Source organism: bacterium, from assembly GCA_018830565.1.
GTDB lineage: Bacteria > UBA9089 > JAHJRX01 > JAHJRX01 > JAHJRX01 > JAHJRX01.
This window is the reverse complement of sequence record JAHJRX010000003.1, coordinates 26,191-48,923: the sequence shown is the minus strand read 5'-3', so window position 1 is coordinate 48,923 and position 22,733 is coordinate 26,191. Positions and strand designations below refer to the sequence as shown.

Below are 22,733 nucleotides of genomic sequence, written 5' to 3'. Positions count from 1 at the left end.
TTGCTCATTTCGAAAATGTCCTTTTCTTCCATTTCTCCCTCCTTTTTTGAGGGATATTTTACATCCTTAAACAGGACATTTTCATTTTGCCAGATTAGGACATTTTCATTTTGGTATTACACAAATATGCCCCTTTGCCGATTAGTTAATGAAAACCAATTTACTATTTAAGGAAAGGAAAGGGACAAAGTGGTTAATCTGTTTTGTAAAATCTTATGTAAAATCTTATAATGAGAATTGCTCAACCTTCGACTGAATGGATTGACATATCTATATCAGCTATGGTATATTTTTCTTTAGATGATTGTCCATAGTTTTTCAGAAAACCATTAGCTTAAGAGTTTACTGACAGAGAATTTTTAACTTATAGAAAGCTGAATTTTTCGCAAACTAATTTTTATTGGGTCTAAAATAAAAACAAGGAAAAAAGAAAGATGGAATTAAAGATTGAAGAGAGAAAGAATTTAGCTATTTTAGCTGCTCAACAAGCTGGAGAAATCTTAATAAATAATTTTGGTAAGATTTCTTTTGTTAACTCTAAAGAAAAAAGAGAGTTAGTTTGTAATGTAGATTTAGAGTCAGAAGGAAAGATAGTAAGTTTAATAAAGAAAGATTTTCCAGAAGATAATATCTTAGGAGAAGAAGGTAAGTATCCTTCTTCTCTTTCTGATTTTAGATGGATAATAGATGCTTTAGATGGAACCCATAATTATATTCATCTTATAAAGATCTTTGGAGTATCCATCGCTTTGGAATACCAAGAAGAGGTAATTTTTGGAGTTATATATATGCCAGTAACAGGAGAGTTTTATGTAGGAGAAAAAGGGGGAGGTGCTTTTCTTAATGGAAAGAAGATTAAGGTTTCTACTAAGAAAAAGTTGAAAGAAGCTACTCTTATCTTTGACAGTCGGTTAACTTTTAATAAAAAGCTTATGCTCTCTTCTCTTGATACTCTTGTTGATAGGGTTTTTAATTTAAGAATGTTTGGTTCTACTGCTCGTAGTTTGACTTACTTAGCGGAAGGCAAAGTAGATCTAGAAATAGAATTTAGTGATCAAGTATGGGATTTTGCGGCTGGCCTTCTTCTGGTAGAAGAAGCAGGTGGATTGGCTACAGATTTTGAGGGAAATAGATGGACTACTAATACCAAGGGGTTTGTAGTCTCAAATGGATTACTTCATAAGGAAGTTTTAGACCCATTAAGCTCTCTCTTACTTACTTAAAACAATAACTAGACCCAAATAAATCAAGTTGGCAATTTCAGAATCCAGAATACAGAAGGACAGAATATTCTGAATTCTGACTACTGACTACTAAGGACTTAATTTTCGCCAACTAATTTTCATTGGATATATTTCCAAGGAAGGTAATTTATGTATGCAATAATTATGGCTGGAGGTCAAGGAACAAGATTTTGGCCTTTAAGTCGAGTGTCATCCCCTAAACAAGTACTTAAAATTGTCGGCAATAATACCATGATTCAAGATACAGTTTTACGTATCTCTTCTTTAATTCCTCTTCACCATATCTATGTAGTAACTAATAAAAGACATCTCCAGAAGATAAAAGCTCAATTAAAAGAGATCTGTCCAAAAGAGAACTTGAACTTTATTATTGAATCTGTGGGTAAAAATACGGCACCGGCTATTGCTGTTTCGGCTTTCTATATCAATGAAATTGATCCTCAATCAATAATGGTGGTGCTTCCTGCTGACCATATTATTCAAAAAAAGGAAGAATTTTTAAGATTACTAAGACAAGCAGCAGAAGCAGCTCGTCTTGGATATTTAGTTACTTTTGGCATAAAACCCAATAAACCAGAAACAGGGTATGGTTATATTGAAGGCGGGGAGAAGATCTCTTTTGGATTTAAAGTAAAAAGATTTACTGAAAAACCCGATCTTAATGCTGCTAAAAGATATTTAAAAGACCCAAATTATTTCTGGAATGGAGGAATCTTTGTTTGGCAAGCTAAGATAATCTTAGAAGAAATAAAGAAATATCTTCCTTCTCTGGATGAAAGATTAAATATCTTAAGGAATGCTTCCAGCCAAAAAGAAGGATTAAAGAAATTTTACTCTGAAGTAGAAGCTATTTCTATTGATTACGCCGTTATGGAACATACCGATAAGGCTTTGGTTATTCCTGCTGATATTAGTTGGAATGATGTAGGAAGTTGGGCGGCTTTAGATGAAGTTGCTGAAAAAGATCAAAGAGGTAATATTATGGTAGGAGCTAATATCATTGATATTAATAGCCAAAATTCTATCATTTATGGGGGTGAAAAATTAGTAGCCACCATAGGCTTAAAAGATATAGTGGTGGTAGTTACCAAAAATGCTATCCTGGTATGTCCTAAGGATAAATCTCAGGAAGTAAAAAAGATTGTAGACAGACTTAAAGAAGAGAAGACGATAAAATATTTGTAAAGATGCAAAAGATAAAGAGCAACTGTCGAATGCCGATCTTGTTGATTTTAATTGGACTTAAAGAGAAAATTATCAAGTATTTGTAGAAAGGTATGGCTGGCATGAAAATAGAGAAAAATATTTTTCGGGAATACGATATTAGAGGAGTAGCAGGTGTTGACTTAACAGAGGAAATAACATTCAAGATTGGTCAAGCTTATGGCTCGATAGCTCAAGAGGAGAAGATTACCAAGATAGCTATCGGTCAAGATACAAGATTGAGCTCTCCTTTACTTGCCGAAAGTTTAATTAAAGGAATTACTTCTACTGGGTTAGATGTTTTAGATTTAGGAATCTGCCCTACTCCCTCACTTTACTTTGCTCTTCATCAATTAGAGGTAGGAGGAGGAGTAATGGTTACCGGAAGTCATAATCCTCCAGAATACAATGGGTTAAAACTATGCTTAGGAAAAGAAGCCCTTTACGGAGAGAAGATTCAAGAAATTTTAAGAGTAACGGAAGAAGGAAATTTCAAACAAGGAAAAGGAGAAGTAGTTAAAATTGATATTATTTCAAGATATACTCAATATCTTATTGATTGTTTTAAGGATTTAAGCAATGATCGTAGAATAAAAATAGTTATTGATTGTGGTAATGGCACCGCCGGGCTAGTAGTACCAAAAATTCTTAAAAACTTAAACTGTCATTTAATAGAACTTTACACTGAACCTGATGGTAGTTTTCCTCACCATCACCCAGATCCTACGGTGCCTGAATATTTGCAAGACTTAATCCAAGTAACTTTAAAAGAAGGAGCTGATTTAGGTATTGCTTATGATGGTGATGCCGATAGAATTGGGGTGATTGATGAAGAGGGGAATATCATTTGGGGAGACAAATTAATGATGATCTTTTCTCGGGAAATACTAAAGTTTATTCCTGGTGCTAAATTTATTGGGGAGGTAAAATGTTCAGACCTTTTATATCAGGACATTCAAAGACATGGGGGAATACCGATAATGTGGAAGACGGGCCATTCTTTAATTAAGGCTAAGATGAAAGAAGAAAAAGCTGTCTTAGCAGGGGAAATGAGTGGTCATATCTTCTTTGCGGATCGTTATTTTGGCTTTGATGATGCGATTTACACCACTTGTAGATTAATTGAAGTTTTAAAAAAAAATAAGAAGAAGTTATCTAAATTTTTAGCTGACCTGCCCACTACTTTTAACACTCCAGAGATTAGGGTTAACTGCCCTGATTACTTAAAATTTAAGATAGTGAAGAAGATAAAAGAGCACTTTAAAAGAAATTATGAGGTTATTGAGATAGATGGAGCCCGCATTAAGTTTCCTGGTGGTTTTGGATTAATTAGAGCTTCTAATACCCAACCTGCCCTGGTCTTGAGGTTTGAAGCTGCTTTGGAAAAGGATCTTGAGGAGATGAGAAAGACAGTGGAAGATCATTTATCTTATCTCATTAAAACTTACCTTATGAAGCCACTCTTTAATAAAAGCTAAGAATATTCCCATAAATAAACTAAGACAAAAAGCCATTCCTATAATTATTCCTACCTTAGGAGAAGAAGGATAAATTGGCTTGATAGGATAATCAATAATTCTTAAGTTATCCATGACCGAAGCCATTCTAAACTCATTCTTATTATAAATTTGAGAGATATTTAAGAGATTCTCTTCTGATAAATTATAATCTCTTTCTAATTCTTCTTTTTTGCTCTTTACCTGGGCAACCTTACTTTGAACTTTAGAAAGCCTTTCTTCGTTAATCTTCAAACTATTTTCCATACTCTTCTTATTAGCATAAAGGCCTTTTAAATCAATAGAAGTATCGACCATTAATTTTCTTAAGTCTTGATAAAGAAGATTTATAGTTTCAGTACTTAATTGTAAAGATTTAATCTCTTCATTCTTTTGGAGATTCATTAAATTGGCTATACTTGGGTCTTCAGCAACTGATTTCTTGAGAAAAATTATCTTGGCTTCATCTTTAATTTGAAAACCTGCTTCCTTTAATCGAGATTCCTTTTCTTCTATCTCTAAACAAGTCCTATCATACTTTGTCTTTAGCTCACCTTTGGTAGTAATTAAAAGTTCCATCTCTTTACTAATTGAGTTTAAATTAGAACTACAATTAAATTCCAATAAATTTTTCTCTGCTTTTTCTAATTTTTTGGAAGCTAATTGAAGTTGTTCTTGACAAAACTTATTGGTATCTTTAGTGGTATTTTTAATAATATCTTGATTTAAAATCACCGCTCTTTCAGCAATATCCTGTAAAATTAACCTTGCTTTTTCTGGATCATTAAAACTAAATTTAATCTTAATTAATTTTGAATTAGAGATCTTCTCTACCTTAATTTGCTTTTCAAAATCAAAGATATTCCATTTCAAGGGAGGAAGATCTAGGTGATATTTATCAAGAATTTGTTGTAAAAAAGTAAGATTTTTTACTAAATTTACATAAGTTTCTATGGAATATTCCGATCTATTGCCTTTCTCTTTTTCTGTCTCCATCGGAACTGTGGTTAACACAGCCAAAGTAGTAGTAGCTTGGTAAGTTTTTGGCAATCGAAGAGTGATTACCGTCGTAGTTAATAAAGTAATCACTACTAAAGATATAATTCCCAAACGATACTTATAAATAACTTTAAGATAATCTAAAATACTAATCTCTTCTTCCACTACTTTTTCTTTCTTAATTATTTTTCTTAGCTTACTTTATTTCTTAGCTAACTTTATTAGAGATAATCTTTAAAAGGATAACAAAACTCTTCTGGCAATAAGGATAAAAGATTTTTTGTTACTTGAAGTAAGTGAGGAGACAAGGTAGATTTGGCCAATACTTTTTTACCTTCCTCAATAGGAAATATATTCATCATCATAATTACTAAACCGCCTATCAATATCCCCCTTACCACTCCAAAGGCTAAACCACCTAAATGATCTATCCAACCTAAAGCTAAAATGCCCATTAATCTTTTAACTAAGGTTCCCATAAGACTAATAATTAAAGTGATGATTGTCAATATAATAATAAAACTTACTATATTCGACCAAAGACTAGACTTAATATAGTTATGAAGAGCGATGCTTACAATAAGATAATACTTACTTGAAATCACAACTCCTGTAATGATAGCTATTAAAGAAAATATGCCCCGGGTAATTCCTTTCCAAAGTCCAATAATAGCACTGATACTTAGAACTACTAAAAGAGCAAGATCTAATCCATTCATTAAGTCTCCTCTAATGAAATTACTACCGCTGTTTCATTGCAATTAGGAAAATGGATACACTTAATACAATCTGACCAAATTTTATGGGGTAGGTTACCCTTGTCTATTTTTTTAAAGTTAAGTTTCTCAAAATATTCTGGAATAAAGGTTAAGGCAAATACTTGATTAATTATTAATCTTTTAGCTTGGACTAAAGATTCCTTAATTAATTTCTTTCCCAAATCTTTATGCTGATATTCTTCCTTAACCGCTAAGGACTTAATTTCAGCTAAATTCTCCCAAACTATATAAAGACCACAACACGCTACTACTTTACCTTCTTCCTCTTCTACTAAAAAATTACCAGTATTTTCGTAGAGCTCATTTAAAGAACGGGGAAGCATATATCCCTTAGAAGCATAATAATTAATTATCTTTTGAATTTCAGGTATATCTTTAGAGGTAGCTCTTCTTAACAAGTTTTTATTAACCTTTATGTTGCTTGATCGAGTTACCGAAAACCAGTTATTTTTTAATAGTATTTCTTGCTTTTACATGCCGAAGGTAATCCTTAGAAAATTTATGTCTTCCATTTCCTAAAGAAACAAAGTATAAATATTCTACCGGAGCAGGAGAGACAGCAGCTTGTAAATTTTCTTTGCCTGGACTACAAATAGGACCCGGAGGAAACCCTAATCTTAAATAAGTATTATAAGGAGAATTAATCTTTAAATCTTCATATAAAAGCTTCTCTTTGTGCTTTCCTAAAGCATACATTACGGTAGCACAAGAAGAAAGGGGCATTCTTTTTTTTAATCTATTATAGAAGACTGCTGATATAATCTTTTTCTCTTCCGGAGCTTTAACTTCTTTTTCAATAATCGAAGCTAGGGTTACGGCTTCATGCAGGCTTATTCCTGCTTTCTTGGCTAATTCTTGATAATTGTCTCCGGCTGCTTCATAAAAACGATGAATCATCATCTTAATGACATCTACCTCTTTGAACCTAAATAATAATTCATAGGTATCTGGAAAAAGATAGCCTTCTAAATTTAAACAATTCTTCCTCTCTCTTTCTTTTAATAGGAATACATTATTATAGTTTCTTAAGAATTTATCTTTATCGACCAACTTTTTTTCATCTAAAAAGAGAGCTATTTGTTGAAAAGTGTATCCTTCGGGAATAGTAAATTTGTATAACCCTTCTCCCCCTCTTTGTAATCTTTCAATAATTTGAAGAGATCGCATCTTATTATTAAGTTTATATCTTCCTATTCTTAGTTTATTCTCGACGTTTAATGCCTTAGTTAAGGCAATAAAGATTCTCTGACTAAAGATAATCTTTTTCTCTTCTAATATTTTAGCAATCTCTTTTACATTTTTACCAGGAGGAATAATGACCAGACACTCTTGGTAACTTTTATTTCTCTTTATAGCTTCTTGTTCTATAAAATTACCAAGATACTTTACTAGGGGTTCTTTAAAGATAGTGATCATAAATATGGTCACAATAAAGGTAATCGTTAAAATCTTCTTCACATTTTACCTCTATTCTTATAATAATCTAAATAATTTTGTAGAATCAATACTGCGGAAAGGGTATCAATAACTTCTCTTCTCTTCTTTCTCTTGACGTTTCCGTGAATTAAGAGTTTTTCTGCTTCTAAGGTAGTCAATCTTTCGTCCCAAAAGACAGTTTCTAAATCGATAAAACTCTTTAATTCTTTTTCAAAATCTAAAACCTTTTGAGCAGATTTGCCTATACTACCATCCATATTTTTAGGATAGCCTAAAACTATCTTTTCTGTTTTATAATCATCAACAACCTTCTTTATTTTAGTTAGATCTTCTTTTATATTTTCTCTTTTTAAAGTTTTAAGTCCCAGAGCAATTGACTTTCCTGGATCGCTTACTGAAATGCCTATTGTCTTATCACCAATATCTAAACCTATAATACTCATCTATTGTTTAACTTCCTGTATTTTCCTGTATTAATAATATGTACATATTACTGAGTTAGTTGAGTAAAGTCAATTATTTTATATAAATTATCTAGAATTTATTGACAACTGTTTAGATATTATTTATAATAGATTGTGTTAGGGGGTTAGTTAACCGATTATAGTTTTATGATAAGAATAAAAGCATATTTTAGTTTGATAAGAATAATATTTTTGTTTAATTAAAGTGTACTCGCCTTGAGTACACTTTTTTATTTATACCCAATGAAAATTAGTTGGCGAAAATTAAGTCCTTAGTATTCAGAATTCAGAATATTCTGTCCTTCTGTATTCTAAAATTACCAACCTGATTTATTTGGGTATATTATTAGGCTTTATCATAGGAGATGATTAATGAATTCACAAATTCCATATCTTATTGATCTTCAAAAGATCGATCAGGAAATTGTAAGGATATCTGCAGAAATAGAAAGATTGCCGTTAGAATTGGAAAAGCTAAGAAACGAGTTTTTAAAATGTAAAGAAAAATTCAACTTGAGAGAAAAAGAGTTAGAAAATATAGAAAAGGATTTAAGAAGCAAAGAAAGAAAGCTTAGTGTAAAAAATGAAGAGTTCAAACGATATAATGAGCAGATATACAAGGTAAAGACTCAAAAAGAGATGGAGGCTTTAAATAATGAAATTTTATCTACCAAGGAAGAAATATCACGATTAGAAGATAAAATTATCGAGATAATGGAAACGGTAGAAGTTTCTTCTAAAGAATTAGAGATAGAAAAAAAGATAATTAATAAAGAGGAGCAAAGACTAAATAGCTTAGAAAGAGAATATCATCGCGATATAGAAGAAAAAAAGAAGAATTTGCAAAATTTAAAAGAGACTCAAGAGACTACTTCTAAAAAAGTTAACCAATATTCATTAAACTTATATTACAAGCTTTTTAAGAGTAAGAATAATTTAGCTATTGTGCCGGTAAAGAATAATATCTGTCAAGGTTGTTTTATAGCTTTACCTCCTCAAGTTGAGAATGAAGTTAAACTTACTTCAGATCTCATTAAATGTGAAAATTGTGTTAGAATATTATACTGGGAGGATGAAGATGGAAACAAATAAATGTGAAAATTGTGTTATATTATTATATTGGAAAGATGAAGATGGAAACAGATAATAAGCTTATTATTTATACCGATGGAGCTTGTAAAGGTAATCCTGGGCCAGGAGGAATAGGGGTTATCTTTTTTGACCAAGACCATAACTTAGTTGATAAGTTTAGTAAATACATTGGAGATACTACCAATAATATTGCTGAGTATAAAGCTTTAATTTATGGCTTGGAAATAGCAAGTAAAAAGAATTGTTCCCAAGTGCAAGTATTTAGTGATAGTCAATTAATGGTAAGGCAAATAAATGGAGAATATAAGGTTAAAGATAAAATACTCCAATCTTTAATTATGGAAGTAGGTAAATTCATTAAGAATTTTAAAGAATTTAATATTTCTCACCTACCTCGCCAAAAAAATAAATTAGCTAATGACTTAGCTCAAAAAGCTTGTTCTTTTAAGGCTTTAGAAGGTTGAATGCAAAATAAAAATGAGCAGGTAGTTTTCTCTTTAAACTTTTATAAAAATCCAAAATCCAAAGCTCAAATGTCAAATCAAGTCCAAAGTTTAAATAAGCTCCAAATATTAATGATCAAAATCGTTTCCTCGCCTTAAGTCTTCGAGAGAATTAGATGGGAGAGGAATACTGCCGAAGTGGTGGAACTGGTAGACGCGCTAGGTTCAGGGCTTAGTGGAAGAAATTCCGTGGGGGTTCAAGTCCCCCCTTCGGCACCAGAAAATCTTGTCAGAAGATTTAAGACACTAAAAGTTATTGGCAAAATAAATTTGAAGAGTTAAATTTTACTTAAAAGCCAGTAAAATGGCGAGGTGGGTGAAAGGAAAGTTCAATCTTTATAGTAGTTATTAATAAAAATAGACATAGGAAATAATACCGAGTAATAAAAGATAAACTTATTTGGAGTTAAAAATTAATTTGCTCTATGTCAAATTTTCATTAATAAGTGCTATATTGGAAGTAAATGTATTCCTACTACCTTCTATATTTTGGAATTTGAAGCTCTTGTTTCTTCTTCTTTTCATCGTAAAGATGCCACTGCGCCACAAAAGCAGAGGCTATGTATATGGTAGAATAAGTACCAATAATAATACCCACTAAAAAAACAAAAGCAAAACCATGGATTACTTCTCCTCCAAAAACAAATAAGGAAACTGTGGCAAAAAAAACCGTCAGAGAAGTAAGCAATGTTCGGCTTAAAGTTTGATTAATGCTTTTATTGACTATTTCTAAAAAACTAATCTTCTTCATTGTCTTCATATTTTCTCTAATCCGATCAAAGATAACAACAGTATCGTTAACTGAATAACCACTAATGGTTAATAAAGCAGCAATAATGGAGCTATTAAATTCATAGTTAGCCATCGAAAGAATACCGGTAGTAATAAAGACATCATGAACTAACGCTACCACAGCACCAATAGCAAAGCGGTATTCAAAACGGAAAGATAAATATAATAAGATACCTATATTGGCTATGACGACAGAAAGTAAAGCTAACTTCTTTAATTCTTTGCCAATGGTTGGCCCTACCATTTCACTTCTCGATACTTCAAAATCCTTAAAATCTCTCTTGATAATCTTCTCTATTGTTTGAGAAACATCTCCTTCTTTAGCCAGTCTTGTTTTAATCATAAGCTCATTTTTCATTTCTCCTAAATATTGAATATCCACATTAAGATTTTCTTTTTTAAAAGAACTTCTCATCTTCTCTAAATCAAAAACCGTGATCTTCTGCTTAAATTTAATCTGGACTAATGCTCCTCCTGTGAAATCAACACCATAATTTAAACCTTTAAAGACAAAGATAAAAAAAGCACTAAGAATAATTAAAGATAAAGAAAACACAATCGCTATCTTTCTCTTGCCTATAAAGTCAATATTTGTCATCATAAAGACACTCTTTTGTTTATCATTAGATGCTCAATTTATTTAAACGGTATTTAAAATTTATAAAATCAAAGATAACTTTAGACATATAAACAGCCGTGAACATAGTCGTGATAATGCCAATAGAAAGAGTAACTCCAAAACCCTTAATAGGACCACGGCCAAATACAAAGAGAACAAAACCAATAATTAAGGTAGTTAAATTTGAGTCAAAAATGGCACTAAAAGCTCTTTGGTATCCAGTATCTATAGAAGCTCTAATCGTCCTATTTAATCTTAATTCCTCTTTAATTCTTTCATAAATGATGATATTAGCATCCACCGCCATACCAATAGTTAAGGCAATACCAGCTATGCCAGGTAAAGTTAAAGTAGCTTTAAATAAAGAAATCAGAGCAAAGATAATGACTAGATTAACTAATAAAGTTAAGCTTGCCACCAAGCCAGATAATTTATAATAAGCTAACATAAAGATAATGATTATTACCAGGCCAATGAGGACAGCTGATATTCCTTTTTTAATAGAATCTTCTCCTAATGTAGGCCCTACCACTCTTTTTTCTATAATCTTAATGGGCGCCGGAAGGCTACCAGCTCGTAAAACCATGGCTAAATCTCTAGCTTCCTCTAAAGTGAAGTCTCCTTCAATGACTGCTTTTCCATCTGAGATCTTACTTTTAATTACTGGAGCTGACTTTATCTTGTCATCTAAAACTATGGCTAATCTTTTATTAAGATTAGTTCCAGTAATCTCAGCAAATTTATTAGCTCCTTCTTCGTCAAGTTCAATAGCAATATAAGGACGGTTAAACATATTAGGATCAAATTTTACTTGGGCCTCAATTAAATTAGCTCCCGTTAGCTCAGGCTCTATTTTTAAAAGAAGAGGAGCTTTTCTCTTGTTCTCATTTTCTTGATAAAGTAATTCATAGCCTTCAAAAGCTTTACCTCCTATTGCTTCTTCTAAATTATCTTCATTGACTAATTTAAATTTTAATAAAGCAGTCTTACCAATTAGATTAATAGCTCTTTCTATATCTTTAATACCTGGAAGTTGCACCAGAATCTTTTCCTTCCCTTGCTTTTGAATAATGGGCTCCGAGACCCCAAATTCATCTACCCGATTTCTAATGATCTCTAAGGCTCTATCTACCGCATCACCAAGCTCTGTGCCTTCAGGAAGATAATCCTTATCTACTTCCAAGACTAAATGAACTCCTCCTTGTAGATCTAAACCTAATTTTATCTTCTCTTTAAGAGGATACGTTAAGACCACTGCCATAATAATGACTAAAAGGTAAAATATTAACTTTGGATAGATATTTTTTTTCATCTTTTTTATTTTATTCTTTATTGAACCATATATCTATTATACTTTATATAATACTCATTAATTAAAATTTGACATAGAGCAAATTAATTTTTAACTCCAAATAAGTTTATCTTTTATTGCTCGGTATTATTTCTTATGTCTAACTTTCATTAATAATTACTATAATAATTTTACTTCATTAATTATTAAATGAAAACTACAATTTAAAGATTCAGCTGCTCGGCGGCAAATAATCATTCGAGATAAGAATATCTCAAAATATTCAATAACCTGGGATATTTTTGTATCAATTGTAATATTTAAGTTAATATTTTTGTTTTTTGGATCTACATCTAAAAAAGAATGATGAGCAGCGTAATTTACTCGATCGTGAATATCAAATTTAATCATGGCCGTAGTGCGAACTCTACTTCTATGGACATCAGATTTATCAGCCAATATTACCGCAGCTGCAATGTGATTAACTGGATTTCCCATATCTTCTTCATGGTTACCAATCGCTGCTATAACTTCAGCTACTTCTTCACAGGGCATGCCTAAATCATATAATATTTCAGCAGCCATTAAAGCACCTGATTGGCTATGAAAATCCCGGTGGACCATATTGCCTATATCATGTAAATATCCAGCTATAGCCGATAGTTCGGCCAGAGGTTCTTTATAGCCTAACCTATCTATAATATTATAAGCAATCTTAGCTGTTAAATTAGCATGACGTTCTCCATGTTCGGTAAAGCCTATTACTCCTAAATATTCATTGGCTTTATCTAAATATATCCTTACCTTATGGTGGTCTTTAACCTTTTCTAAGGTTACTCTCTTTTTATTCACTCTCTTTTAACTCCAAAATAAGTTCTATTTCACTCCCGCTTAGATTAGTAAGTTTGGCAATTTCTTCAACATCTAATCCCTCGTGATGATATTTATATATTTGAGCATAGAAAAGGTCTCTTTCTTGATCAGTTTCTCTTTGTTTGGCCGGTAATAAAGATTTTTTTTCTTTGGTTGGTAAAGGCTCCTTTTTGATTACTCTTTTATCTTCGGTTTTTTTTACCGTAAGAAGATCGGTATCTACCTTTGATAACTTTTCATCTATTTTACCAAGCATGCTCTCGATCTTTCTTTCTCTTTCTTCCACAGTTTGTAATTCCTGATTTAGTTTCTCGTTTATTCCAGTTAAGGTCCGATATGACCTTTCTAAATTATCAACCTTACTCTTAATTTCATTAGTATCTGCAGTTGTTTTATTATAAAATTTCTTAGCAACCTTAGCTTTTCTCTTTTTTATCCACCAATAAGAGAAAAGTCCTACTAAGATAAAACTTATCGAGTAAATTAAGATCTTTTTGGTATTAGCTATCTCTACTTTGTTTCTCCACTCCTTAAGGCTCTCCTTTTTTTCCCTTTCTTTCTCGATTTCCGTTTTTAAAGTAATTGGGATTTCTTCTTTTATCCCTGAGGAAAGTTCTTCTACCGGCACCTCTTCTTCCTTTGTTTCTTTTAAAATATCCTCTTCTTTAAGACTTAATTCTAATTCTTTAATATCTTTAATATCTTTAATACTTGGTTCTTTAATGCTTACTTCCTTTATATCTTCTTCAATATCTTCTTCAATATCTTCTTCAATCCCCTTTTTTATCCCTTTTTTTTTAGAGGCTTCTTTTTTAGCTTTTTTCTCTTCAGATACTCCTAAATTCCTTTTAGCTAATTGACTCACTCTTAAATCAATTTCAGTTAAAGTATTCTTTAATTTCTTGGTCTTATCTTCAATCTTATTAATCTCTAAGTTTACCTTCTCTATGAAATTATCTAACAATCTTTGGTATTTTTCTTTTACTACTACTAAAGGCTCAGCAACTTCTTTTAAAAAAGGAGAAACTTCGCCAGAAAATTCCAAGGCCTTAGGCAAAGAAAAAGCAAGTTTCTCTTCTTTAATCTTGGTCTCTATAAGGGGCCGGGTATCATTTCGAAGAGTATAAAAACTTGCTTTAACTTCTATTCTTCTTTTCTCTCTCTCCAAGTCTAAAAGATCGCTTCTGTAATCTGAATTACTGATTTCAGTTCTCTCTCTCTGATTAAATTTCATTTCCGGCTTTTGTTCTTTTAAAGAAAAGCTATTTTCTCTTAGGTACACTTCTGGAAACCCAGAGAGAATACCCCCTTTTTCATTTTTTAAACTCGTAGGAGACTCTTCTATCCCTCTTAGAGAATGAGGTGTAAGAATTAATAATAAAATTATAATAAGAGGATACCTTTTCAAATGACCCTTCAAAGAAAACCTCAAGAATGTTAAATAATTTGGTAGTATTGTTGACAAAGGAAGGAGTTTACTTTCTTCGATGAGCTTTCTTTATCTTTTCTTTGACATCTAAAGCCGATGAAGGAAGGTAACCATATTTCCCATTTTTATATTCAGGTTCAAGCTCTAAAACTAACTTCCATTCTCCAATAGCTTGCTTAAATTTTCCCATTTTATAATAAGCATCCCCTAAATTATCATGAAAGAAAGTAATCATTGGTTCAAGCTCCACCGCTTTCTTATAGCTTTCTACCGCATCTTCTAATCTATCTAAGTAGTAATAAGCTAATCCTAAGTTATTAAGTCCATTAGAAGCAGTGGAATCTAAAGAAAGTGCTTTCAGATATCCAATTACTGCGGCTTCTAAAAAATCTAAACTTTCGGAAGATCTATTAGTATCAATATAATAAAAAGCTCGATTTAACAAAGTATTTCCATACATAAAGTACATCAAGGCTTCATTCATTCCAAAATCAATAGCTTTTCGATAATCATTTACTGATTGCCAATAATTATCTTCTGGGCTTTTGTAATCTCCACTAGCAAAGTATGCATTTCCTCGCCAAAAATAAAATAAAGGATTATTACCTTCTAACTTAATGGCCATACTTAAAAAACTAATACTCGAAGTCCAATCTTTTTTTTCAAAGTAACCTTTCCCTATATAAAAATAAACAGAAGCATCTTTGTCATTTATATTAGAGGCATTCTTTAAGTATTCCAAAGACTTTTCTATATCTTTTATCTTTAGATAAGCTTGTCCTAATTTAAAATACACTTCAAAACCCTTGCCATCTTTAGCTAAAAACTTCTCATATTCTTCAATAACTTTACTCCAAAGACCTTTTTCAAAATATATCTCGCCTAACAAACTATGAACTTCTTTCATCTTTTGGTCTACTTTTAGAGCTTCTTTAAGTTCTTTAATAGCTTCTTCGGTCTGGTTTATTTTATAATAAGATCTTCCTAAATAAAGATGGTAGGCAGCTTTATTAGCCTCTAACTTTAAAGCTTCTTTAAAATTTAAAATAGCTTCTTGGATATTGTTTTTAAAATAAAATTCTATGCCTTTAGTAAAATAAGCTTCTCCATCTTCCCCTGCTAAGAGCGGATTTGGAGATACAGAAACCAAGAATACTATTACTATTAAATAAACATACATCTTACCCATAAAATTACCCATAAAGAGTCACCTTGTTCAAAGTTAAAATCTTATTTAAGTATCGGACAAATACCTATTTATCTTTAGTTTTTAGAGCCTTTCTTCTTCTCTTCTTTTTGTTTATCCTTAATTAACCCAGCAATAGCATTTCTCGCTATCTTTATCTTTATCTCAGCCGGAGCTACTTTAACGATCAAAGAATCCTCAAAAACTTCCATAATTTCTCCATATATTCCTCCAGTAGTCAAGACATTATCCCCTTTTTTTAGTGATTTTAGTGTCTCTTGATGTTCTCTTTCTTTCTTTTGTTGGGGACGAATTAACAAAAAATAAAAGATAAGCACAATAACCAGAAATGGCAACATGGTGACCATAAAACTTCCCCCTGGTGAAGCATTTTGGCCACTATTTGCCCAAACTAAATTGTTTAATACTAATAATAACATTTTACCTCCAAAATTTACGCCAAGTTAAAGGCTTTATAAATAGCTTTTACTGCTCTTTCAGTTTGAGACTCTTTGATCACGCAAGATACCTTAATCTCTGAAGTGCTAATCATCTCAATATTTATTCCTTCTAAAGCTAAGGCTTGAAACATAGAAGAAGCTATGCCACTATGGCTTCTCATTCCAATTCCTACAAGAGAAACCTTAGCTACCTGATCATCATATTCAAAACCTTGAGCTTTTACTTCCTTAGTTATCTCTTTCATAGTCTCAATAGTTAAATTTAAATCTTCCCTTGTCACCGTGAAAGAGATATTATTTTTCATATCTTTGCCAGCGCTTTGGATAATCATATCAACATTGATATTTTTCTCAGCTAATTTTGAAAATACTTTAGCTGCAATTCCTGGTTGATCTAAGATTTCAAAGATTGTAATCTTAACTTGGTTTTTATCATAAGTTACGCCGCTGACTAATATTTCTTCCATCTTTTTTCCTCCTTCCATAATCAAAGTACCTTTACTCTTGTCAAAACTTGACCTTACATGAATAATTACCCCGTATTTTTTAGCAAACTCTACGCTCCGAGATTGTAATACTTTAGCACCAGAGCTAGCTAGCTCTAACATCTCTTCATAAGAGATTCTTTCTAATTTCTTAGCTTCTACTACAATCCGAGGATCAGCCATATAAACGCCATCTACATCTGTATATATTTCACATATTCTAGCTCCTAATGAAACAGCAATAGCTACCGCAGTGGTGTCTGAACCTCCTCTTCCTAAAGTAGTAATTTCAGATTCTTCTGTAATTCCTTGAAAACCAGCAACAATAACAATTTTACCTCTTTCTAATTCCTTTAATAATCTCTCTGGAACAATCTTAGTAATCTTAGCTTTAGTATGAGAAATATCAGTATATAACTTAACTTGCGAAGCCGTAAGAGAAATAGCCTCATATCCTTTAGCATTTAAAGCTATAGCTAAAAGAGCTCCTGAAATTTGTTCTCCGGTAGAGATTAACATATCTAATTCTCGATAATTTGGATCTTTGGTAATTTCTTTAGCCATACCTATTAACTTATCTGTTTCACCACTCATCGCTGAAACAATCACTACCACATTATTTCCTTCATTCTTGGCTTCTATCACTCTTTCCGCTACTTTTTTAATTCTTTCAATACTCCCTACACTCGTTCCTCCATATTTTTGAACTAATATCTCCACAATAACTCCTTAATAATCTCTCAATAATCTACTTGTTTATAAACCACTCCATTAATTTGTATCCTTCTTCAAAATAAAGAGAGCTATCCTTGGCACTTTCTTCATCAAAAAGAACAATGTCATCTTTTTCGATAGAAGTTCCATAAACAATAAAAGGAACTATTTCTTTAGTATGAGTTTTTAAAGAAACAGGTGTATAATGGTCAGTAATGAGTAAAATTTTGTAATCTTGATATCTTTCTACTTTTTCTAAGATTGTTCCTAATACTTTCTGATCTATTTCTTCAATCGCTTTGATTTTCTCACTTATCTCTCCATTATGAGAAGCTTCGTCCGGTGCTTCGATGTGGATATAAACCAAGTCAAACTCTTCCAAAGCCTGGAGAGCATAATTAGCTTTAGCTTGATAATCAGTATCGTAGTAACCAGTAGCTCCTGTTACTTTTATAACTTCAAAACCTATGCTCTTGCTTATCCCTTTTATTAAATCTACCGCCGCAATATTAGCCCCTTTTAAAGAAAATAGGTCACTAAACTTGGGCATAGAAGGTAAAGAACCTGGACCCCAAAGCCAAACCATGCTTACTTCTCTTTTATTGCTTTGCTTTCTCTCTAAGTTTAGCTTGTTTTCTTTTAATATATTTTGCGAAGTAAACATTATCTCTTTAATTAGCTCATGATTAGGTAGATATTCTAAAATATTCTTTCCCGTAATATCATGGGGTGGAAAGCAAATTAAACTTGGTAAACTTTCTACTGGCAGAAGAGAGGTGATTATTAGATTACGGTAACTCACTCCGGGATAAAATATTAAATTATCCTTACCCATTCTTTGATTTAGTAAAGCTATAAATTTTTCTGCCTCTAAAGTAGTAATGTGTCCCCCACTATAATCTATCATAATTCCATCTTCAACCGTTACTAAATTACACCTAAAGGCTATTTCTTCTTTTTCTAAGATAATTCCTTGGCTTATTGCTTCTAACGAAGCTCTTCCAGGATAATAGGTGTTGGGATTATAACCTAAAATAGAAAGATTAGCTACATCACTTCCTGGTGATAAGCCATCGGGAATAGTCTTAGCTAAACCTACCATACCTCCCTTAGCTAATTTATCAAAATTTGGCGTCCGAGCTACTTGAAGAGGAGTTTTATTTCCTAACTCTTCTAATGGATAATCAGCCATCCCATCGCCGACAATAATTATATACTTCATAATCTTCCTTGCACTGTTCAAGAACTAAAGACTTACTTTAATCCTATGGCATTTCGGATCTCTTCTATATCGATATCGCACCCAATTTCTTCCTTGCACTGTTCAAGAACTAAAGACTTACTTTAATCCTATGGCATTTCGGATCTCAATATATCGATATCGCACCCAATTTCTTCCTTGCACTGTTCAAGAGCTAAAGACTCACTTTAATCCTATGGCATTTCGGATCTCAATATATCGATATCGCACCCAATTTCTTCCTTGCACTGTTCAAGAGCTAAAGACTCACTTTAATCCTATGGCATTTCGGATCTCTTCTATATTAGCTCCCACCAAGGTAATCTTTTTACTTTCCGTTATGGCACAGTCGGGATCTTTTAAGCCATGCCCAGTAAGCACTGCGACAATAGTAGCTTCTTTTGGAAAGTAGTTTTCTTGCTTCTTTTTTATTATGCCAGCTATCGAAGCAGCTGAGGCAGGTTCTACGAAGATACCTTCTAAGTTAGCTAATAATTTGTAAGCTAATAAGATCTCTTCATCGGTAACCTTATCAATGATACCTTTTGATTCATCTCTTGCTTCTTCTGCTTTTTTCCAACTAGCTGGATTTCCTATCTTAATGGCCGTAGCAATAGTTTTGGGGTCTTTTATGACTCTTTTTTCTACAATAGGAGCTGCCCCGGCTGCTTGAAATCCTACCATTTTAGGGAGATTGTTAATTCTTCCTTTTTCTTTATATTCTTTATATCCCATCCAGTAAGCAGTTATATTACCAGCATTTCCTACTGGAATAACATGATAGTCAGGTGCTTTCTTTAAAAGATCACATATTTCAAAAGCAGCGGTCTTTTGTCCTTGCAATCTATAGGGATTTAAGGAATTAACTAAAGTAATAGGATATCTTTTAGTAATCTCCAAGACCAAACTTAAAGCTTCATCAAAATTCCCTTTTACGGCTAAAACTTGGGCTCCATAGATTAAAGCTTGAGCTAACTTACCTAAGGCAATGGCTCCTTCTGGAATTAAAACCACGCATCTTAGCCTTCCTTTGGCGGCATAAGCAGCCGCAGAAGCGGAAGTATTGCCAGTAGAGGCACAGATAATGATCTGAGCACCTTCTTCTTTGGCTTTAGAAACAGCCACGGTCATGCCACGATCTTTAAATGAACCTGTAGGGTTTAAACCTTCGTACTTAAGATATAACTTTATCTCGCTACCAAGATACTGGCTTAAATTAGAAGCAAAAATTAAAGGAGTATTTCCTTCATTTAAAGTAACAATAGGAGTATTCTCACTTACTGGTAAAAACTCACGATATCTATTGATAACTCCATAATTTTCTAAATTCATTCCATCTCTCCTACCCTAATTAAGACCGACCTTTCTTTAATTATCTCAAGTAAGTTAATCTCTGTTATTGCCTTTCTTACATCTCTTTCTAAGGCTTGATGGGTAAGCATCACCACATGGACTAGATCTTTTTCCAAAGACTCTTTTTGGACTACCGAAGCAACGCTAATATTATTATTACCTAATATTCCAGCAATCTTAGCTAACACTCCTGGTCTGTCCACAGTGGTAAAACGAATATAATACTTTAAGAATAAGTCATCTACTGGTAAGATCTCTCTTTTTTTTTCTCTCGGTGGTAAAAATTCTTTGAAGTTTATTCCTTGATGATTAATTTGACTGGCTAAAGCTACAATATCACTTACTACGGCAGAAGCAGTAGGAAGCTGCCCTGCTCCTTTTCCATAAAAGAGCAAATCACCCACATTATCTCCGGCAATATATACCGCATTATAGACTCCATTTACCTGGGAAAGTAAATGTTCTTTTGAGATTAAAGTAGGGTGAACTCTTAGCTCAATCTTATTATTGGCAATCTTGCCAATAGCTAATAACTTAATCAGGCACCCAAACTCTTCTTGAGCATATAGACAATCTTCTAAAGTAATTTGAGTAATGCCTTCTACATAAATATCATCCAAAGTAATATTTTGTCCAAAGGAAAGAGAAGAGATAATCGTTAATTTATGAGCAGTATCCGTTCCATTGATATCTAAAAAAGGATTTGCTTCGGCATATCCTTTTTTTTGAGCAGTAGCTAAAGCTTCTGGAAAGCTTTTTTTTTCATAAGTCATCTGGCTTAAGATATAGTTACAAGTACCATTTAAGATACCACTAATCAAAGAAATTTGATTGCCAACAAGACCTTTAGTCAGAGAGAGGATTAAGGGAATTCCTCCACCAACACTAGCTTCAAAATATACTCCTACCTTAAATTCTTTAGCCGTCTCGGTAATTTCTTCCCAGCATTTAGCTAAAAGGGCTTTATTAGCCGTAACTAGATGCTTTCCAGCTCGGAGAGAAGTAAGGATATAAGATCGGGCCGGTTCATATCCTCCTATAAGTTCTACTACTATCTTAATCTCTTGATCATTTAAAATTTCTGAAATATTGTTAGATAGGCTTATACTCGATAGATCGACTCCCCTTTCTTTCTCTAAATCAAGATCTACTATTTTCTTTAGACACAAATCTAGTCCCAATCTTTCTCTAAAAAGAGCTTGATTCTGCTGGATAATCTTAACTACTCCTGTGCCTATGGTGCCTAATCCTATCAAGCCAATGTTTATTTTATTAAGTTGGGTAGACATTTCAATCTCCTCTGGAGGTCCTCCTCGCCCTTCCCTTTCCCCTGTGAGGAGAGAGACGGGTGAGGGGTTTCATCTTTAATTATCCTTAAACTTCACCATATTTTTTAAGCTTTTAACTCTTTCTAAAACTTCTTCCCTCTTCACTAATCTTAATCTTTCTAAACTAAAATCTTCTACATTAAAAGAAGCTAAAGCTGTCCCATAAGCAATGGCTTCTTTTAGGCAATGAAAAGAAATTTCATCTTGACTAGATAGATATCCCATAAAACCACCGGCAAAAGTATCGCCAGCTCCGGTAGGATCTTTTACTTCTTTTAAAGGAAAAGCCGGTAAGAAAAAAAATCCTTCTTGATGTAAAGCTACTACCCCATACTCTCCTTTTTTAACTACCAAACATTTTAACCCATAAGCCATGATCCTTTCCATAGCTTTATTAATATTATCTTCTTTGGAGAGTTGCTTTACCTCTGCTTCATTAACGACCATTACATCTATTTCCTTAATTATTTCTAACAAAGCGTCTTTTTTATGATTAATCCAGTAATTCATAGTATCTAAAGCTACTAACTTAGGCTTTTTTATTTGTCTTAATACTTTTAATTGTAAAGTAGGATCAATGTTAGCTAAAAATACATATTTTATATCTTTATAACCCTGGGGTAACTCTGGGTCAAAAGAAGCAAAAACATTGAGTTGAGTTTCTAAAGTAATAGCTTCATTTAAATTCTCTTCATATAAACCTTTCCAGCGAAAAGTCTTTCCTTTGGTTACTTTTAACCCTTTAGTATCAATACCTCTGCCTTGTAAATACTCGATATATTCTTTAGGAAAATCATCTCCTACCACACCAACTAAATTAACTTGGGTAAAGATACTCGCAGCTACTGAAGAATATACCGCTGCTCCTCCCAATACTTCAGAAACTTCTCCAAAAGATGTCTTAACTGAATCTAAAGCAACAGAACCAACTACTAATAAACTCATTTTTTACACCTTCAAATTCCTGTATTAATTATTAATGAAAATCTGACATAGAGCTAATTAATTTAATTCCAAACAAGTTTATCTTTTATTGCTTGGTATTATTTCCTATGTCTAGTTTTCGTTAATAACTACTATCTACTTCTTAGATAAGAATTTAGCCACCTTGAATATTTTTGAAATATCTATGTGGTTTCATTCTTTTTCAGTCCAATCTTTAATTCTTTAAAGACTTTTTTAACTTCATCCTTTAATTCTTCTTTTCCTTGATTATTATAGATAATAAAATCAGCCTTTTTAGCTTTTTCTAAAAGAGATATTTGGGCATTTATTCTATCTTGGGCTTGTTTAAGACTTAACTTATTCTTCTCGACTAATCTTTCTATTTGAAGTCTTCTTTCTGCAGAGACAACAATAATCTTATTAATTAATCCTTCCATGCCTGCTTCAAAAAGCAAGGGAATATCAATGATTACTATTTCCTCTTCTTTAAATTTAACTAATTCTTCTTTAATCCGAGCTAAGATCACCGGATGAGTAATGCTGTCTAATAGTCTTCTTTTTTCAGAAGAAGTAAAGATTATCTCAGCTAATTTACTTCTATTTATTGATAAATCTTGACTTAAGATATCTTCCTTGAAGGTCTCTACAATCTTCTTCCAAGTTTCAGTATAAGGAAGAACTACTTCTTTAGCTATTTTATCGACATCTATTACTTTTAAATTTAACTCTCTAAATATAGTAGCTACCGTAGTCTTTCCACAAGCAATACCCCCAGTTAATCCTACTATTACCACTATTAT

General features: G+C 32.4%; 22 protein-coding genes and 1 tRNA gene. 6 read left to right on the top strand and 17 right to left on the bottom strand.

The features are described from left to right. The first annotated feature begins 434 nt into the window (after nt 1-434). The 3 genes from KJ849_00350 to KJ849_00340 all read left to right on the top strand — a co-directional run bounded on the left by KJ849_00350 (nt 435) and on the right by KJ849_00340 (nt 3,925). Complete coding sequence (locus tag KJ849_00350; GenBank protein ID MBU2599027.1) at nt 435-1,223, top strand: inositol monophosphatase; 789 nt, start codon at nt 435-437, stop codon at nt 1,221-1,223. 150 nt (nt 1,224-1,373) lie between these two features. Next, on the top strand, nt 1,374-2,429 hold the full coding sequence (locus KJ849_00345; GenBank protein MBU2599026.1) for a mannose-1-phosphate guanylyltransferase: 1,056 nt from the start codon (nt 1,374-1,376) through the stop codon (nt 2,427-2,429). 101 nt (nt 2,430-2,530) lie between these two features. After that, nucleotides 2,531-3,925 (top strand): phosphomannomutase/phosphoglucomutase, encoded by a 1,395-nt coding sequence (locus KJ849_00340; GenBank protein MBU2599025.1) that lies wholly within the window; start codon nt 2,531-2,533, stop codon nt 3,923-3,925. On the opposite strand, the gene KJ849_00335 is transcribed toward KJ849_00340, so the two are convergent. The 5 genes from KJ849_00335 to ruvX are packed head-to-tail and all read right to left on the bottom strand — an operon-like array spanning nt 3,872 to nt 7,601. After that, nucleotides 3,872-5,107, bottom strand: a complete 1,236-nt coding sequence (locus KJ849_00335; GenBank protein ID MBU2599024.1) for a hypothetical protein — start codon at nt 5,105-5,107, stop codon at nt 3,872-3,874. The two genes, KJ849_00340 and KJ849_00335, sit on opposite strands and share 54 nt — an antisense overlap. A 56-nt stretch (nt 5,108-5,163) precedes the next feature. Further along, on the bottom strand, nt 5,164-5,661 hold the full coding sequence (locus KJ849_00330; protein ID MBU2599023.1) for a CvpA family protein: 498 nt from the start codon (nt 5,659-5,661) through the stop codon (nt 5,164-5,166). After that, a complete protein-coding gene (locus tag KJ849_00325; protein ID MBU2599022.1) occupies nt 5,661-6,119 on the bottom strand; it encodes an N-acetyltransferase in 459 nt (152 codons plus the stop codon). Before KJ849_00325 ends, KJ849_00330 begins: the two co-directional genes overlap by 1 nt. Before the next feature lie 46 nt (nt 6,120-6,165). Continuing rightward, entirely contained in the window at nt 6,166-7,179 is a 1,014-nt protein-coding gene (mltG, locus tag KJ849_00320; GenBank protein MBU2599021.1) for an endolytic transglycosylase MltG, read from the bottom strand. Continuing rightward, on the bottom strand, nt 7,176-7,601 hold the full coding sequence (gene ruvX, locus KJ849_00315; GenBank protein ID MBU2599020.1) for a Holliday junction resolvase RuvX: 426 nt from the start codon (nt 7,599-7,601) through the stop codon (nt 7,176-7,178). Before ruvX ends, mltG begins: the two co-directional genes overlap by 4 nt. A 393-nt stretch (nt 7,602-7,994) precedes the next feature. Here ruvX and KJ849_00310 point away from each other — a divergent pair, with 393 nt between their 5' ends. The 3 genes from KJ849_00310 to KJ849_00300 all read left to right on the top strand — a co-directional run bounded on the left by KJ849_00310 (nt 7,995) and on the right by KJ849_00300 (nt 9,436). Beyond that, nucleotides 7,995-8,714 (top strand): hypothetical protein, encoded by a 720-nt coding sequence (locus KJ849_00310; GenBank protein MBU2599019.1) that lies wholly within the window; start codon nt 7,995-7,997, stop codon nt 8,712-8,714. Between the two features lie 41 nt (nt 8,715-8,755). Then, complete coding sequence (locus KJ849_00305; protein ID MBU2599018.1) at nt 8,756-9,178, top strand: ribonuclease HI family protein; 423 nt, start codon at nt 8,756-8,758, stop codon at nt 9,176-9,178. Between the two features lie 171 nt (nt 9,179-9,349). Continuing rightward, nucleotides 9,350-9,436 (top strand) — tRNA-Leu (locus KJ849_00300). A gap of 256 nt (nt 9,437-9,692) precedes the next feature. Here the strand turns inward: KJ849_00300 and secF are convergent. From secF to coaE, 12 genes are all read right to left on the bottom strand, one after another. Continuing rightward, the gene (gene secF / locus KJ849_00295) at nt 9,693-10,610 is read right to left on the bottom strand and encodes a protein translocase subunit SecF (protein ID MBU2599017.1); all 918 of its coding nucleotides are present in this window, start codon (nt 10,608-10,610) and stop codon (nt 9,693-9,695) included. A 22-nt stretch (nt 10,611-10,632) separates the two neighbouring features. After that, on the bottom strand, nt 10,633-11,940 hold the full coding sequence (gene secD, locus KJ849_00290; protein MBU2599016.1) for a protein translocase subunit SecD: 1,308 nt from the start codon (nt 11,938-11,940) through the stop codon (nt 10,633-10,635). A gap of 159 nt (nt 11,941-12,099) precedes the next feature. Further along, complete coding sequence (locus KJ849_00285) at nt 12,100-12,771, bottom strand: HD domain-containing protein (protein ID MBU2599015.1); 672 nt, start codon at nt 12,769-12,771, stop codon at nt 12,100-12,102. Beyond that, complete coding sequence (locus tag KJ849_00280; protein MBU2599014.1) at nt 12,764-14,200, bottom strand: DUF2802 domain-containing protein; 1,437 nt, start codon at nt 14,198-14,200, stop codon at nt 12,764-12,766. The genes KJ849_00285 and KJ849_00280 overlap by 8 nt, the downstream gene beginning before the upstream one ends. Before the next feature lie 67 nt (nt 14,201-14,267). After that, the gene (locus KJ849_00275) at nt 14,268-15,422 is read right to left on the bottom strand and encodes a tetratricopeptide repeat protein (GenBank protein ID MBU2599013.1); all 1,155 of its coding nucleotides are present in this window, start codon (nt 15,420-15,422) and stop codon (nt 14,268-14,270) included. A gap of 62 nt (nt 15,423-15,484) precedes the next feature. Beyond that, on the bottom strand, nt 15,485-15,847 hold the full coding sequence (gene yajC, locus KJ849_00270) for a preprotein translocase subunit YajC (GenBank protein MBU2599012.1): 363 nt from the start codon (nt 15,845-15,847) through the stop codon (nt 15,485-15,487). Between the two features lie 14 nt (nt 15,848-15,861). Next, nucleotides 15,862-17,073 (bottom strand): aspartate kinase, encoded by a 1,212-nt coding sequence (locus KJ849_00265; GenBank protein ID MBU2599011.1) that lies wholly within the window; start codon nt 17,071-17,073, stop codon nt 15,862-15,864. A 28-nt stretch (nt 17,074-17,101) separates the two neighbouring features. Next, nucleotides 17,102-18,289 carry a cofactor-independent phosphoglycerate mutase gene (locus KJ849_00260; GenBank protein ID MBU2599010.1) on the bottom strand — a complete coding sequence of 396 codons (1,188 nt, stop codon included), beginning with the start codon at nt 18,287-18,289 and terminating at the stop codon, nt 17,102-17,104. Between the two features lie 285 nt (nt 18,290-18,574). Beyond that, a complete protein-coding gene (locus KJ849_00255; protein ID MBU2599009.1) occupies nt 18,575-19,639 on the bottom strand; it encodes a threonine synthase in 1,065 nt (354 codons plus the stop codon). Then, entirely contained in the window at nt 19,636-20,949 is a 1,314-nt protein-coding gene (locus tag KJ849_00250; protein MBU2599008.1) for a homoserine dehydrogenase, read from the bottom strand. The genes KJ849_00255 and KJ849_00250 overlap by 4 nt, the downstream gene beginning before the upstream one ends. Nucleotides 20,950-21,024: 75 nt before the next feature. Then, nucleotides 21,025-21,933, bottom strand: a complete 909-nt coding sequence (locus KJ849_00245) for a sugar kinase (protein ID MBU2599007.1) — start codon at nt 21,931-21,933, stop codon at nt 21,025-21,027. Between the two features lie 182 nt (nt 21,934-22,115). Then, complete coding sequence (gene coaE, locus KJ849_00240) at nt 22,116-22,727, bottom strand: dephospho-CoA kinase (protein ID MBU2599006.1); 612 nt, start codon at nt 22,725-22,727, stop codon at nt 22,116-22,118. Nucleotides 22,728-22,733: the final 6 nt, after the last annotated feature.